The 14,470-nt window shown below is 65.5% G+C and carries 16 protein-coding genes; 10 read left to right on the top strand and 6 right to left on the bottom strand.

The window, feature by feature from the left end; translation table 11 throughout:
* Positions 1 to 458 precede the first annotated feature (458 nt).
* A complete protein-coding gene (locus tag MTX23_RS08880) occupies positions 459 to 1,220 on the bottom strand; it encodes an SOS response-associated peptidase (RefSeq protein ID WP_280976251.1) in 762 nt (253 codons plus the stop codon).
* A 62-nt stretch (positions 1,221 to 1,282) separates the two neighbouring features.
* Between MTX23_RS08880 and MTX23_RS08875 the strand changes: the two genes are divergently transcribed.
* The 5 genes from MTX23_RS08875 to MTX23_RS08855 all read left to right on the top strand — a co-directional run bounded on the left by MTX23_RS08875 (position 1,283) and on the right by MTX23_RS08855 (position 3,846).
* Complete coding sequence (locus MTX23_RS08875; protein WP_280976250.1) at positions 1,283 to 1,783, top strand: hypothetical protein; 501 nt, start codon at positions 1,283 to 1,285, stop codon at positions 1,781 to 1,783.
* 123 nt (positions 1,784 to 1,906) lie between these two features.
* Positions 1,907 to 2,326, top strand: a complete 420-nt coding sequence (locus tag MTX23_RS08870; protein WP_280976249.1) for an NUDIX hydrolase — start codon at positions 1,907 to 1,909, stop codon at positions 2,324 to 2,326.
* 76 nt (positions 2,327 to 2,402) lie between these two features.
* Positions 2,403 to 2,780: a TIGR02301 family protein gene (locus tag MTX23_RS08865; RefSeq protein ID WP_280976248.1), complete on the top strand. Its 378-nt coding sequence runs from the start codon at positions 2,403 to 2,405 to the stop codon at positions 2,778 to 2,780.
* Entirely contained in the window at positions 2,770 to 3,426 is a 657-nt protein-coding gene (locus MTX23_RS08860; RefSeq protein WP_280976247.1) for an HAD family hydrolase, read from the top strand. The genes MTX23_RS08865 and MTX23_RS08860 overlap by 11 nt, the downstream gene beginning before the upstream one ends.
* 153 nt (positions 3,427 to 3,579) lie before the next feature.
* Positions 3,580 to 3,846: a hypothetical protein gene (locus MTX23_RS08855; RefSeq protein ID WP_280976246.1), complete on the top strand. Its 267-nt coding sequence runs from the start codon at positions 3,580 to 3,582 to the stop codon at positions 3,844 to 3,846.
* 64 nt (positions 3,847 to 3,910) lie between these two features.
* Here MTX23_RS08855 and MTX23_RS08850 read toward each other — a convergent pair whose 3' ends face one another.
* Positions 3,911 to 5,245 (bottom strand): dihydroorotase, encoded by a 1,335-nt coding sequence (locus tag MTX23_RS08850; RefSeq protein ID WP_280976244.1) that lies wholly within the window; start codon positions 5,243 to 5,245, stop codon positions 3,911 to 3,913.
* A gap of 130 nt (positions 5,246 to 5,375) precedes the next feature.
* On the opposite strand from MTX23_RS08850, the gene MTX23_RS08845 reads away from it, so the two are divergent.
* From MTX23_RS08845 to MTX23_RS08825, 5 genes are all read left to right on the top strand, one after another.
* Positions 5,376 to 6,257, top strand: a complete 882-nt coding sequence (locus MTX23_RS08845; protein ID WP_280976243.1) for a folate-binding protein — start codon at positions 5,376 to 5,378, stop codon at positions 6,255 to 6,257.
* A complete protein-coding gene (locus tag MTX23_RS08840; RefSeq protein ID WP_280976242.1) occupies positions 6,254 to 6,880 on the top strand; it encodes a DNA-3-methyladenine glycosylase I in 627 nt (208 codons plus the stop codon). The genes MTX23_RS08845 and MTX23_RS08840 overlap by 4 nt, the downstream gene beginning before the upstream one ends.
* Positions 6,877 to 7,485, top strand: a complete 609-nt coding sequence (locus tag MTX23_RS08835) for an HD family hydrolase (RefSeq protein WP_280976241.1) — start codon at positions 6,877 to 6,879, stop codon at positions 7,483 to 7,485. Before MTX23_RS08840 ends, MTX23_RS08835 begins: the two co-directional genes overlap by 4 nt.
* A gap of 76 nt (positions 7,486 to 7,561) precedes the next feature.
* Positions 7,562 to 8,068, top strand: a complete 507-nt coding sequence (locus MTX23_RS08830) for a protein-tyrosine phosphatase family protein (RefSeq protein ID WP_280976239.1) — start codon at positions 7,562 to 7,564, stop codon at positions 8,066 to 8,068.
* Positions 8,069 to 8,181: 113 nt separating this feature from the next.
* A complete protein-coding gene (locus MTX23_RS08825; protein ID WP_280976238.1) occupies positions 8,182 to 10,866 on the top strand; it encodes a DUF2339 domain-containing protein in 2,685 nt (894 codons plus the stop codon).
* A gap of 25 nt (positions 10,867 to 10,891) precedes the next feature.
* Here MTX23_RS08825 and MTX23_RS08820 read toward each other — a convergent pair whose 3' ends face one another.
* The 4 genes from MTX23_RS08820 to MTX23_RS08805 form a co-directional block, all read right to left on the bottom strand.
* The gene (locus tag MTX23_RS08820) at positions 10,892 to 11,125 is read right to left on the bottom strand and encodes a hypothetical protein (protein WP_280976237.1); all 234 of its coding nucleotides are present in this window, start codon (positions 11,123 to 11,125) and stop codon (positions 10,892 to 10,894) included.
* A gap of 144 nt (positions 11,126 to 11,269) precedes the next feature.
* Positions 11,270 to 11,869 carry a hypothetical protein gene (locus tag MTX23_RS08815; protein ID WP_280976236.1) on the bottom strand — a complete coding sequence of 200 codons (600 nt, stop codon included), beginning with the start codon at positions 11,867 to 11,869 and terminating at the stop codon, positions 11,270 to 11,272.
* Positions 11,870 to 12,048: 179 nt separating this feature from the next.
* A complete protein-coding gene (locus MTX23_RS08810; RefSeq protein ID WP_280976235.1) occupies positions 12,049 to 13,035 on the bottom strand; it encodes an MDR family oxidoreductase in 987 nt (328 codons plus the stop codon).
* 46 nt (positions 13,036 to 13,081) lie between these two features.
* Positions 13,082 to 14,326, bottom strand: coding sequence for an MFS transporter (locus MTX23_RS08805; protein WP_280976234.1), 1,245 nt, complete (start codon positions 14,324 to 14,326; stop codon positions 13,082 to 13,084).
* Positions 14,327 to 14,470: the final 144 nt, after the last annotated feature.

Raw genomic sequence — 14,470 nt, 5'->3', positions numbered from 1 at the left:
GTGGCAGGTGTCTCATCAGCAAGAGGCAAACTCTCTCGCTGATGACGGTGACAACAAAGCCCAGTCTCGCCGGGGCGAGCACGTATAAGCCGTAGCCCATCGCGCAGGGAAAGCCGGGATTGCTCCGGTTTCACCTGTGGTCCTACCTCCCGCGTTTTTTACTACGCGGGACCCATGGGTGCGATCGGCACCCGGCTTTCCCTGCGCCCTCTGTTCTCAGAGTGGCGAAACGAAATGCAAAGCTCGGACAGTCCGTGTCGCGAGAATACGAAGCCATGTCTCAACGACTGTCATCGCCCGCGAAGGCGGGCGATCCAGTATTCCAGAGGCAGCAGTGATTGATCCGAGGGGCCGCAGCGTACTGGATACCCCGCATGCGCGGGGTATGACGCGGAGTAATGGATTGCTTTCACCTTCGTCGTTTCAGCGCCCACGCAGCACGCGCCTTCAATCGATCCCTAAAACAACGAGCCCTGCCCATCGTCCTCGCGGACCGGCGTCTTGCGCAGCGCGGGCTTCTTCGGCGGCGGGGCTTCCTCGGCGGCGATCTCTTCCGCGGTCATCGGCAGCATGAGTTGTGCGTCGTCGTTGGCAAAGCCGTTCACGCGCGTCGTCACCTGGTGCCAAGCGAACTCGCCGATCTCAGGGCCCCTCAGCATGTGCATCACGTCGTCGACGTCGTTGGCGCGGCAGTCGAGCCAGCGCTCGAAGGCGTCGGGCGCGATGGTGACGGGAACACGGTGATGCAGGCTCGCGAGGTCGCGGCTTGCGGGCGCGGTGACGATCGCGACCGTGTCCTGCTCCTCGCCGTTCGGGCCCATCCAGGTCTCGGCGAGCGCGGCGAACGCGATCGGACGGCCGTCGCGGCGATGGATGAAGAAAGGACGCCTGCGGCCGCCGGCGTCCTGCCATTCGTAATAACCGTCGGCCGGCACCAGCGCGCGGCGGCGCCGAAGCGCGTTCTTGAACGCCGGCTTCTCGCGCACCGTCTCGGAGCGGGCGTTGATCAACAGCGAGAAGCTGCGCGGGTCCTTGACCCAGGACGGGATCAGGCCCCAGCGCATCAATTGAAAATGCCGGCCGCCATTGTCCAGGATCACGACCGGGATCGGCTGGGTCGGCGCAACATTATACCGCGGCGGAAAATTCGGCTGCTCGATATAGCCGAAGATCTGCCGCAAGGCCGCCGGCGGCGAGGTGATGACAAAGCGTCCGCACATGTCCCGTCCAAATAGGTATCCGTTTAATCCGCTTTAACCCCGACCGTTAAAGACTGCATCAGATGACCTCAACGGCCGCCATAGCGGACCTCTCCCCGCGACCGACGTATCCCGATGAGGCACGGGCCGCGCAGTTGCGCGCCGCCAACATCAATCCCCGCACCGGGCTCGCGACCGACTACCTCAATCACTTCAACGAAGCCATCATGCTGCTGGAGATGATTCCGGACATGCCGGAATGCGCCAGCGATTTCCTGGAATGGCGGCCGCTGTCCTATGCCGAGCATTTCACGGCTTCCGGCTTCAAGGCGCGCGATCTCGCGATCGAGGCCTATCAGATGGCGGATGGCGAAATCCGCGCCGAATTCGACCAGCTCACCGCCAGCATGACGCGCATCCTGCTCGAGGTCGGCGCGGCGATGCGCCAGTTGCAGCAGGACACGAGCCGGGTCGCGCTGGCCGAGCAGGCGATCGTCTGGGTCAAGCCGCTGGTGATGCTGACCGCCGGCGTCATCAACGGCGCCGCGGAGGCCGATGTCGACAGCATCATGGCGAGCGCCTGATTTATCGGGCATGATGACATTTCTATTTGAGCATGATCTCCGCGCAAACGCTCCGCGTTTGTCGCGGGGAAAACCGGCTGCCACTTTTCCGGATCATGCTCCAGAAACCGGTTGTCGATTGCCTTGACCTCTTCAGAACCCCCGATCCGTCCACAGCTCGCCGTGTCCGGCGCGATCTTCCGCGAGGGCAAGGTGCTGCTGGTGCGCCGCGCCCGCTCGCCCGGCAAGGGCTCCTATTCGCTGCCCGGCGGCCGGGTCGAATTCGGCGAATCCCTGCACACCGCCCTGCAGCGCGAGGTCGACGAGGAAACCGGCCTGCGCATCGAGATTTTGGGCCTGGCCGGCTGGCGCGAGGTGCTGCCGGCGGGTCCCGGCGCCGGGCACTACCTGATCATGACCTTCGCGGCGCGCTGGATCTCCCGGGAACCGATGCTGAACGACGAGCACGACGATTTCAAATGGTTGCGGCCGGAGGAGATCGGCGACCTCAAGGTCACCGGCGGGCTCCACGAGGTAATCGCGGCCGCCAGAGGGCTGGTTTGAGGCCCGATTCGGGGCTTTCGCTGCCTTGCCTCGGGCGCATTGCGGGGGCATACCACGGGCGGTCCCGGAACCCCTGATGCGCAAAGCTTATTTCGCTGTTTTGATCGTACTGTCGGCATGCCTCGTGACGCCCGCCCGGGCGCAGGACGCGGCTGCGCCGTTCGACGGCGACCTGCAGCGACTGGCCGAGATCCTCGGCACCCTGCACTACTTGCGGGGCATCTGCGGGGCCAATGAAGGGGCCAAATGGCGAAACGAGATGCAGGCCCTGATCGACGCCGAGACCCCCTCCGGGGACCGCCGCGCCCGCATGATCGCGGGCTTTAACCGCGGCTATAACGGCTTCCAGCAGACCTACCGCACCTGTACGCCGGCCGCCGTGGTGGCGATCCGCCGCTATATCGAGGAGGGCTCGAAGATCTCGCGCGACCTGACGGCCCGCTATGCCAACTGACGGCGCGATCTTCTTCGATCTCGACGGCACGCTGACCGACCCGAAGCCGGGCATCACCGGCTCGATCCAGTATGCGCTGCGCAAGCTCGGCCATCCGGTTCCCTCGCAGGACGAACTGACCTGGTGCATCGGGCCGCCCCTCCGGGCCAGCTTTGTGACGCTGCTCGGCGGCGAGGAACTCGCCGACGACGCGGTTACCTTGTACCGCGAGCGGTTCGGCGATGTCGGGCTGTTCGAGAACGCCGTCTATCCCGATATCGCGCAGGTGCTGGCCGCGCTGCGGCAGAGGCCGCGGCGGATATTCGTTGCGACCTCCAAGCCGCACATGTTCGCGACGCGGATCATCGCGCACTTCGGGCTGTCAGGTCATTTCGACCAGGTGTTCGGCTCCGAGCTCGACGGCACCCGCGTCAACAAGGTCGAGCTGCTTGCCTATGCGCTGGAGCAGACCGGGGTGGATCCGGCGCGGGCCGTGATGATTGGCGACCGCAGCCACGACGTGATCGGGGCGAACAGGAACGGCATCCGCGCGGTCGGCGTCACCTACGGCTATGGCACGCCTGAGGAGCTGATCGAGGCCGGCGCCAGCCACCTCTGCGCCTCGCCGCGCGCGGTGCTGGACCATATCCACAGCTCATTTGGCTAAAGGGCGGCCGAGGTCGGGAATTCCCCTTTAAATGCCGAGAGGCGCGTTAACCTTTCTTAAAGATATGGGCTAGGCGGTACCCGCATGCGTGCTACACCTCGCCGGTGTCGCCGTGGTTCGCTTCCGGACCGCGCACCTATTTCGATGAGTTTCATGCGCCATCCAGCGTCCTTTCCCCCTCACAACGACCCGCGGCCCGATCACGAGCAGAAGCAAGCCGCGCTGGGCTACCTGAACGAGGCCTGGGCGGAGGCGCGTCATGACGGCGTCGACGGCGACTGCTTGGCGCAGGCGAGCCTGTTTGCGGCACTGGCCGAGCTCGTCTCCACCTATGGCGAGGATGCGGTCGCCAAGTTCGCCGAAGGGCTAGCCGCGCGCGTGCGCAACGGCGAGTTCTCGCTGGCGCTCGCCAGGCAATAACCAAAGCGTTTTCGAGCGAAGTGGGGCGACGGTTCGCGTGAAGAAAACGCGTCAGGATTAGAATCTACGGGCTCAGCGTATCGAGGAACCGGACCGGCTCGCCCGTCGACGGCGTCGTCAGCTCACCCTGCCACATCACGCGGTTGCCGCGCACGAAAGTGCCGACCGGCCAGCCCTGCACCCGCACCCCGTCATAGGGCGTCCAGCCCGCGCGCGAGGCGATCCATTTGTCGGTGATGGTCTCGCTGCGCTTGAGGTCGACGATGGTGAAGTCGGCGTCATAGCCCGCCGCGATGCGGCCCTTGCAGGCGATGTTGAACAGGCGCGCAGGACCAGCGCTGGTGAGATCGACGAACCGCGCCAGCGACAGCCGGCCGGCGTTGACGTGGTCGAGCATCACGGGCACCAGCGTCTGCACGCCGGTCATGCCCGAGGGCGAGGCCGGATAGGTCTTCGCCTTCTCCTCCAGCGTATGCGGCGCGTGGTCCGAGCCGAGCACATCGATGATGCCCTGCTCGATGCCGTACCAGATGCCGGCGCGGTGATCGGCCGAGCGCACCGGCGGGTTCATCTGCGCGCGGGTGCCGAGCCGCTCGTAGCATTCCGGCGCGGCCATCGTGAGGTGGTGCGGCGTCGCCTCGCAGGACGCCACGTCCTTGTGGTCGCGCAGGTACTCGATCTCCTGCTTGGTGGAGATGTGCAACACGTGGATGCGCTTGCCGGTCTCGCTCGCGAGCTTGACCAGTCGCTCGGTCGCCATCAACGCCGCAGTCTCGTCGCGCCACACCGGATGCGAGCGCGGGTCGCCCTCGACGCGCAGCGGCTTGCGCTCGTTGAGGCGGTACTCGTCCTCGGCATGAAACGCCGCGCGGCGCCGGATCACCTGGAATATCCGCCGCAGGCTCTCGTCGTCCTCGACCAACAGTGCGCCGGTGGAGGAGCCGATGAATACCTTGACGCCGGCGCAGCCCGGTGCGCGCTCGAGCTCCGGCAAGTCCTGCACGTTCTCGCGGGTGCCGCCGATGAAGAACGCGAAATCGCAGTGCATGCGGTGGCGGCCGCGCTTCACCTTGTCGGTGAAGTTGGCCTTGGTCACCGTCAGCGGGTCGGTGTTCGGCATCTCGAACACGGCGGTGACACCGCCCATCACGGCACTGCGCGATCCTGTCTCCAGATCCTCCTTGTGGGTCTGGCCGGGCTCGCGGAAATGCACCTGGGTGTCGATCACGCCGGGCAGGATGTGCAGGCCCTTGCAGTCGATAACCTCGCCAGCCGAGGCCTGGCCGAGCGAGCCGATCGCGGCGATGCGGCCATCGGCGATGCCGATATCGCGCACGCCCTCGCCGTCCTGATTGACCACGGTGCCGGATTTTAGAATGGTGTCAAAACGCTGATTCATCGGTCCTCGACGCCCGCTTTTCCACTGTCGTACGGGCCTTGTTCGGTGCACTCTAGCGCCTTAGCTTGGCAGGGGATATCCGCGAGCCGCGCGTTTCCCAAGGAACTTGGAAAAAGAGCCAATTTTGCGAATGAAAGCAGCGTTTCTTCCAGATCGGGGCGTGGTCAAGGTCTCCGGCGAGGACGCCCGCAACTTCCTCAACGGCCTCATCACGGCGGATGTCGCAGAGCTGCGCCCGGGGCAGGCCCGGTTCGGTGCACTGTTGACGCCGCAGGGCAAGATCATCGTCGATTTCCTGATCACCGAGGCGCCGGCCGGCCACGGCGGCGGCTTCCTGATCGACGCGCCGCGCGCGCTCGCCAAGGCGCTCGCCGACAAACTCGGCTTCTACAAGCTGCGCGCCAAGGTCGCGGTCGAGAACCTCTCCGACAGCCTCGGCGTGCTGGCAGCGTGGGACGGTACGCCGACGGCAACACCCGACCTGGCCTTTGCCGATCCGCGCAATGCTGCGCTCGGCTGGCGCATCCTGATCCCGGAAGAGTTGAAGCAGAAGCTCGCCGATCTGGTCGGCGCCGATCTCGTCGACAGCAGTGCCTATGAGGCGCATCGCATCGCGAGCGGCGTGCCGCGCGGCGGGCTCGACTTCATGTATGGCGATGCCTTCCCGCACGAGACCAACATGGATCGCCTGCACGGCGTCGATTTCGACAAGGGCTGCTATGTCGGCCAGGAAGTGGTGTCGCGCATGCAGCACCGCGGCACGGCGCGCACCCGCACCGTGAAGATCATCCTCGACGGCCCATCGCCCGAGGCCGGCGCAACGATACTGGCCGGCGACAAGCAGGTCGGCACGATAGGTTCGACCGCGGGCGAGAGAGGCCTCGCGCTGGTCCGCATCGACCGGGTCGCTGACGCACTCGATGCCGGCCAGCCGCTGACTGCGGGCGGGCTGTCGCTCCGCCTCGCCGAGCCTGACGTCGTCCGCACCACACCCAAGCAGACCGTCGCATGAGCCGTACCGCACAACTGCATCCGGACGGCAAGACGCGATGCCCCTGGCCGGGCGAGGATGCCTTCTATGTCGCCTATCACGACAATGAATGGGGTGTGCCGGAGTACGACGACCGTGCTCTCTACGAGAAGCTGATCCTCGACGGCTTCCAGGCCGGCCTGTCCTGGATCACGATCCTGCGCAAGCGCGACAACTTCCGCAAGGCCTTCGACGACTTTCAGCCCGAGAAGATCGCGCGCTACAACGACAAGAAGGTCCACGCGCTGATGAACGACGCGGGCATCGTTCGCAACCGCGCCAAGATCGAGGGCGCGATCGCAAGCGCCAAGTCGTATCTGGAGATCATGGAGAAGGGCCCCGGCTTCTCGAAATTCCTCTGGGACTTTGTCGACGGCAAGCCGAAGGTCAACCAGTTCAAGACCACCGCGAGCGTACCGGCCTCGACGCCGATCTCGATCAAGATCTCCAAGGAGCTCGGCGCACGCGGCTTCAAGTTCGTCGGCCCGACGATCGTCTATGCCTTCATGCAGGCGACCGGCATGGTCAACGATCATCTCGTCACCTGCTTTTGTCACGAGAACTGCAGCGGCAAGCACCGCGCACCGCGGCTCAAGACGAAATGATCGCACGCAAATCGACGGAAACCGCTCGCGCCTGGCAGCGCATGTTGTCCGGGCGCCGGCTGGACCTGCTCGACCCCTCGCCGCTCGACATCGAGATTGTCGACATCGCGCACGGCCTGGCGCGGGTTGCGCGCTGGAACGGACAAACCAGCGGCGCGCATATTTTCTCGGTGGCCCAGCACACGCTTTTGGTCGAGGCGGTAATGCGCCAGCAGATGCCGCGCGTCGATGCCAGCTTCCGCCTGGCGGCGCTGCTGCATGACGCGCCGGAATACGTCATCGGCGACATGATCTCGCCATTCAAGGCAGTGCTCGGCGGCGACTACAAGGTGGTGGAGAAGCGGCTGTTGTCCGCGATCCATATCCGCTTCGGCCTGCCTGCCGTGCTCGCGGACGAGATCACCCAACAGATCAAGGCCGCGGATCGCGGCGCGGCCTATCTCGAAGCGACGCATCTCGCGGGATTTTCGGAAAGTGAAGCCAGGCGTCTGTTCGGCCGCGATCCCGGACTGCCCGAGGCGACGGAACGCGACTATCTGACGCCCTGGACCGCGGCCAGGGCCGAAAAGCAGTTCCTCGAGCGCTTCAAGGCGCTGCATAGCTGACCGGCCGCAGCGGCTTTAACCGGCCTCCACGCGGGCCTATAATTGCGGGTACAGAGACTATCTTCTAAGGACCGTCATGCTTCACGTCTGCTCACTTGCCGCGCTTCCCAACACGGTCAGGACCACGGGCGCCAGCCATGTGCTCACCGTGATGGCCAATGTCGACCAGGTGCAGCGGCCGCCTTCCGTGCTTCCCGCCAATCATCTGAAAGTGTCGATGGACGACATCACGGAAGCGATGGACGGGTTCGTCGTACCCAACGAAGAGCATATCGAAAAAGTGCTGAGCTTCGTGCGCGGCTGGGACCGTCGTGCGCCGATGGTGGTCCACTGCTATGCCGGCATCAGCCGCTCGACCGCGAGCGCATTCGCCGCCGTTTGCGCACTCAATCCGCACCGTGATGAAATGGTGATCGCCCAGCTGATCCGCGAAGCCTCGCCGATCGCGGCACCGAACAGGCTGATCGTCAGCCTTGCCGACAAGGCACTGGGACGCGAGGGCCGGATGTTGCGCGCACTCGATGCGATGGGTCCGGGCAGCATGAACGTCGAAGGCCGTCCATTCCGCATCGATGTGGAATAGCACGAACGTGCCCCGCGCGATCGCTTGAACTTCCAGCCCGTCAGGCTGCACATAATAGGTTGCGACGGGCCGCTGGCTGGCCAAAAGTCCGGCGCGGCTTTGCCGGAGGCTCAATGTTCGATTCACCCTTCGAGTTCCTGACGCTGGTCATCGCCATCGTCGCGGTCATCTTCGCGCGCAAGGCGCTGAACCAGATTGCCGCGCTGCGGAGCCGGCTGGACGCGATCGAGGCCGCGACAGGAACCCGCGCGCACCCGCTCACACGGGCACCACCAGAGGAAGCCGAGCAGACGCTGCCCGCGGCACCGTCGATCGCACCGATGCCGCCGCCGTTGCCGGAGGCGGCACCCGCTGCACCTGATGTTCAGGACCAGCCGGCCGCGAGCGCGCCGAGCGCTGCGCCGCCACCCCTGCCGCAACCACCGCCCGGCCTGGAGGAGAGATTGGGCACGCGCTGGGTGGTGTGGATCGGCGGGCTCACGCTCGCGCTCGGCGGCCTCTTCATGGTGCGCTACTCGATCGAGGCCGGCCTGCTCGGCCCCGGCGTACGCACAATGCTCGGCGGCCTGTTCGCGCTGGCACTGCTTGCGGCCGGCGAATGGACGCGGCGCAAGGAAAGCATCTCCACCATCGCAGCGCTGCCGATCGCCAACGTTCCGGCGATCCTCACCGCCGCCGGCACCGCGGTGGCGTTCGCCACCGTCTACGCCGCCTACGCGCTCTATGACTTCCTCGCACCAGCGACCGCGTTCATCCTGCTCGGTCTGGTCGCGCTCGGTACGCTCGCAGCCGCGCTGCTGCATGGGCCCGCGCTCGCCGGGCTCGGCATCGTCGGCGCCTTCGTCACACCGATCCTGGTGTCATCCGACAAGCCCGACTTCTGGTCGCTTTATATCTATCTCGCGATCGTGACCGCGGCGTCGTTCGGGCTCGCGCGGATCCGGTTGTGGCGCTGGCTTGCGGTCACGACGATCGTGTTCGCGCTGCTGTGGACCTTCCCCTGCCTGCAATGCGGTCCGGAGATGATCGCGCCGCACGCCTTCCACGTGATCGCGGGGTTCGTGCTGGCCGCGCTGCTCGTGGTGTGCGGCTTCATGTTCGGCCCGGACGGTGACGGCGAAGCGATCGAGCCGATCTCGTCCGCCTCGCTCGCGGCCTACCTGTTCGGCGCGATGCTGATCGTGCTGAACAGCGCGCATGCGGACGCCGCCATGATCAGCTTCGCGCTGCTGGTGGCCGGCAGCCTTGTCGTCGGCTGGCGCGCGCCCGCGGCAGTGGGCGCGATCGGCGCCGCGTCGATCTTCGCCTTCATCGTGTTTGGCGAATGGGCCGTCCGCCGCAATGTCGAGATGCTGGTGCTGCCGGGCGGAGCGATCCCGGGCATCGGCCCGTCAGCAACAGATGGTTCGGTCTCGCTGCACCTCGTCACCGCTGCGGTGTTCGCGGCCGCGTTCGGCATCGCGGGCTTCCTCGCGCAGATGCGTTTTGCCGCGACGAAGATCACGGTGACCTGGGCCGCCGCGGCCGTGTTCACGCCGGTCGCGTTGTTGATCGCGCTCTATGCCCGCATCGCGCATCTGGATCGCTCGATCCCGTTCGCGATCCTCGCCGTGCTGCTTGCTGCGGCCTACGCTGCCGCGACCGAGGCGCTGACACGGCGCGGCGAGCGGCCGGAGCTGTCTGCCTCGATCGCGCTGTTCGCCACGGGGGCGCTCGCCTCGCTTGCCCTCGCGCTGACCTTCGCGCTCGACCGCGGCTGGCTCACCATTGCCCTCGCGCTGGTCTCGATGGGCACCGCGTGGCTCTCGGTGCAGCGGCCGATCCGGTTCCTGCGCTGGCTCGCCGCGATCCTCGCCGCCATCGTGGTGCTGCGCATCGGCTATGAGCCGCGGATCGCCGGTGATGCCGTCGGCACCACGCCGATCTTCAACTGGCTGTTGTGGGGCTACGGCATCCCGGCACTGTCGTTCTGGGCGGGAAGCCACTTCCTCCGCCGCAACGGCGACGATGTCCCGCTGCGGATGCTCGAGTCCGCCGCCATCTTGTTCACGGTGCTGCTTGCTTTCATGGAGATCCGCCACGCCGTCAACGGCGGTGACGTCTATCGCGATACCGCCGGGCTAACCGAGGTCGCGCTGCAGGTGGGCGTGACGCTGGCGATGGCGATCGGGCTGGAGCGCCTGCGGCTGCGCAGCGGCAGCATCGTCCACAATGTCGGCGCGGTGCTGCTGACCGCCTTCGCCGGACTCGGCACCGTGTTTGGACTGCTGGGGCTGGAAAACCCGATGCTGTGGTCCGAGAACGTCGGCGGCAGCTTCATCAACCTGCTGCTGCTCGGCTACGCCCTGCCGGCCGCGCTGGCGCTGCTGTTGTTCTGCGCCGTGGCGGGACATCGCCCCGCGAGCTACGGCAACACCATCGCCGCGGGCGCGCTGATCCTTGCGCTCGCTTACGTGACCTTTGAAATCCGCCGGCTCTATCACGGACCGTTGCTGACCTACGGCGAGACCACGGACGCGGAGCAATACACCTATTCGATCGCCTGGCTGATATTCGGCGTCGCGCTGCTTGGTATCGGTATCCTGGTGAACTCGCAGCGTGCACGACTCGCATCCGCCGTCGTGATCGGCCTGACGATCCTGAAGGCGTTTCTGGTCGACATGTCGACGCTGACCGGCGTTTACCGCGCGCTGTCGTTCATGTGCCTGGGCATCGTACTGGTCGCGATCGGCTGGCTGTACCAGCGCATCCTGTTCCGCAGGCAGGCCCCGCCGCCTCTCCCGCAAGCGGAGGGATAGGCGGAGTGTTGGAGAGCGGCGAACGTCAGTCGACCGATTCCGCGACAAGGCGGATCCTGAACACGGGCTTCCGGCCTTCGTCGAGCAACTCCATGTGCCACTCGCTGTTCTGCTTGAGATTGCGCGAGATGCTGCCAAGGAAGTTGCCGCAGACTTTCGTCATCTCGGCCCAGGCCACGTCCCGGTTCTCGAACTCCGTCGCCTGATCGGAGGCGCCTGCGTATTCGCCGTGACTGATCCTGAAAAAATACTGCGCCATAAACTCTACTCAAATACGGGGCCAACGTCCGGCCTTTCGGAGAACGTTGGACATTGAGTAGCTACCAACGCATGAAGGCCGCCATCCGTATGACTACGGCTTGGCGGCCGATATAGGTCCCGGCGCGAAGATTGACTGGTGGCGTTACTCGGTCGAGCGACGCAGCTCGGGCGGGCTCTCGCTCTTGGCCGGCTCCGCCTTGGCCTCGGACTTGACCGGGTCGAGCTTGTTGCTCAGGACTCGCGGCGTTTCCACGCGTGCCGTCACCTCGGTTTGCGACGCGTCGGCCGCGCGCGTCTGCTCGGAGCGATGATGCGACCGCGGCCGCGCCACCGCGCGTGCCATCAGCATCTGATGGCCACCCTGGTGATGGAAGTCGCAATAGGCAAAGCCCATTCCGGAGACCGAGCCGCGGAATGAACGATCGTCCTGCTTGTCGAGATTGAAACAGGGCTCGAACGGCAGCCCCTTCAGCGAGGCGCAAACGCTCTGGCCGCGGATCTGCAGCGTGTTGCCGGGCAGGCGCACGTGGCGGATCGGACCCGATCCGGAGAACTGGATCGAGCCCGCCGCACCCATGTCGTCGAGAATGCGGCCGGCGCCGCGGGTGCCGTCGAAACAGGTGAAGGCGAACACCTTGCCGGCGACGAACTTACGGGCCTCGTCGGCGTTCATCATGCCCGCGAATGCCGGCACGACCATCGCTCCGGCCGTGACGGCCCCCAACATCAAACGCGCAAGCATGCAGCTACTCCAACTTACGAGCGCGGGCTCCCGCTCCTTGTACCCACAAGATTCCCGCACAGGCGCTTTCGACATCTGCGCGAGGCCTCCCAGATCATGCTGTAGGTCTCTTTACCCGCTGCTTACCATACCAACCGTGGCAACATTGGAGCAGCTTGGTTGGTAAAGTCTGAACGCGCTCAGACTATTTTTACCACGATCCGGCCGCGGACCTGGCCGCCGAGGATTTTCGGACCATAGGCAGCGACCTCGTCCAAGGCAATTTCGTGAGTGATATCAGCTAGTTTTGCCTTATCCAGATCGCTCGCAAGGCGGCGCCAGGCAGTCCTTCGCAACTCGATCGGGCACATCACCGAATCGATGCCGAGAAGGCACACTCCCCGTAAAATGAAGGGCGCGACCGACGTAGGCAGGTCCATACCGGCCGCCAAACCGCAAGCGGCGACGGCACCGCCATAGCGCGTCATGGAGAGCAGATTCGCCAGCGTGGTCGATCCAACGCTATCGACACCACCGGCCCAGCGCTCCTTCGCGAGCGGCTTGACCGGGCCCGACAGCTCGGCGCGCTCGATCACCTCGGACGCGCCGAGACCCTTCAGATAGTCGGCCTCGGACATCCGTCCGGTCGAAGCGATGACGTGGTAACCGAGCTTCGAGAGCACGGCGATCGCGACCGAACCGACGCCGCCGGCGGCGCCCGTCACTGCGATCGGACCGCTCTTCGGCGTCAGGCCATGCCTCTCCAGCGCCAGCACCGACAGCATTGCGGTGTAGCCTGCGGTGCCGATCGCCATAGCATCCCGCGCCGAGATGCCGTCCGGCAGACGCACCAGCCAGTCGCCTTTGACACGGGCCTTCTCGGCATAGGCGCCGAGATGGGTCTCGCCCATGCCCCAGCCGTTGCAGACGACCTTGTCGCCCGCCTTCCAGTCGGGATGGCTGGATTGTTCGACGGTGCCGGCGAAATCGATGCCGGCGATCATGGGGAACCGGCGCACCACCGGCGCCTTACCGGTCAGCGCGAGGCCGTCTTTGTAGTTCAACGTCGACCACTCGACCCGCACCGTGACGTCGCCGTCCATCAGCTCGGCTTCGTCGAATTGCGTGAGCGCGGCGGTGGTACCCTTGTCCGCCTTGTCGATCCTGATTGCCTTGAACGTTGCCACGATGTGCACTCCCGAAATCCCTAGGTTCGGGGCATTGTTTAACCCATCAGGCGGGCTGCGCAACCGGGCGTGCGACCGGGGCTTCGACGATCGGCAGGTTGATCAACGCCGACAGCACGCCGAACAGGATCGAAAGCCACCAGACCGGCGTGTAGGAACCGTACTGCTCGAACACCACGCCGCCGAGCCAGACGCCGAGGAAGCCGCCAACCTGATGGCTGACGAAGGCGAAGCCGTAGAGCGTGGAGAACCAGCGCGTGCCGAACATCAGCGCCACCAGCGCCGACGTCGGCGGCACGGTGGACAGCCAGGTGACGCCCGAGACCGCGCCGAACGCGATCGCCGAGAATGTCGTGATCGGGAATGAGATGAAGGCGACGGTCGCAAGCGCGCGGGTGAAATAGATCGCCGACAGCAGATAACGCTTCGGGAAGTAGTTCTGCAGCCAGCCGACGCCGAGCGAGCCGACGATGTTGAACAGACCGATCGCCGCGACCACCCAGCCGCCAGTCGATGCCGGAATGCCGCGATCGGCGAGATAGGCCGGCAGATGAATCGTGACGAACGCAAGCTGGAAGCCGCAGGTAAAGAAGCCCAGCACCAGCAGCACGTAGGAGCGATGGCCGAAGGCTTCAGCCAGCGCGGTCTTGAACGATTGCTGGTCGGCGGCCGGAACGTTGTCGGCCTCGGCCGGCGGGGTGGCGAGCGCCAGCGACAGCGGCAGGATCAACAGCATCAGCGCGCCGAACACGACAAGCGCGGTCTGCCAGCCGAAATTGTCGATCAGGGCGACGCCGAACGGCGCGAACAGGAACTGGCCGAACGAGCCGGCGGCGGTGCCGGCGCCAAGCGCGATGCCGCGCCGCTCGGGCGGCAGCAGCTTGCTGAAGGCCGCCAGCACCAGGTTGAACGACGAGCCCGACAGACCGAACCCGATCAGCACGCCGGCGCTCAAATCGAGCGACAACGGCGTGGTCGAATAGCGCATCAACAATAGGCCCGCGGCATAGAGCAAGGCGCCGACGATCATCACGCGCAGCAGGCCGAAGCGGTCGGCGATCGCGCCGGCCACCGGCTGGCCCAACCCCCACAGCAGGTTCTGGAACGCGATCGCAAGGCCGAAGATGTCGCGGCCCCAGCCGAATTCACGGCTCATCGGCTGCACGAAGAAACCGAGGCTGGAGCGCGGGCCGAAGCTGAGCAGCGCAATTGCGCAACCACAGACGATGATCACGAGTGGCGTGCGCCACGTGTCGGATGCCGGACGAAGGTCTCCGGTGGTTACAGCCATCTGATCTCTCCCCCGCAACTACCCATGCACGGCGCCGGCCGCGCGAAACGTTACAGGGAGTTAATGCAGATGCATGAAAACCCCAAGGGGGCCCGGAGAAAAATTTTCGCCTGCAGAACAGCTCTGCAAAATGAATAGAACCGC

It is taken from the genome of Bradyrhizobium sp. ISRA436 (genome assembly GCF_029910015.1).
In the GTDB taxonomy this organism is placed as follows: domain Bacteria; phylum Pseudomonadota; class Alphaproteobacteria; order Rhizobiales; family Xanthobacteraceae; genus Bradyrhizobium.
This window is presented reverse-complemented; position numbering and strand designations above follow the sequence as displayed.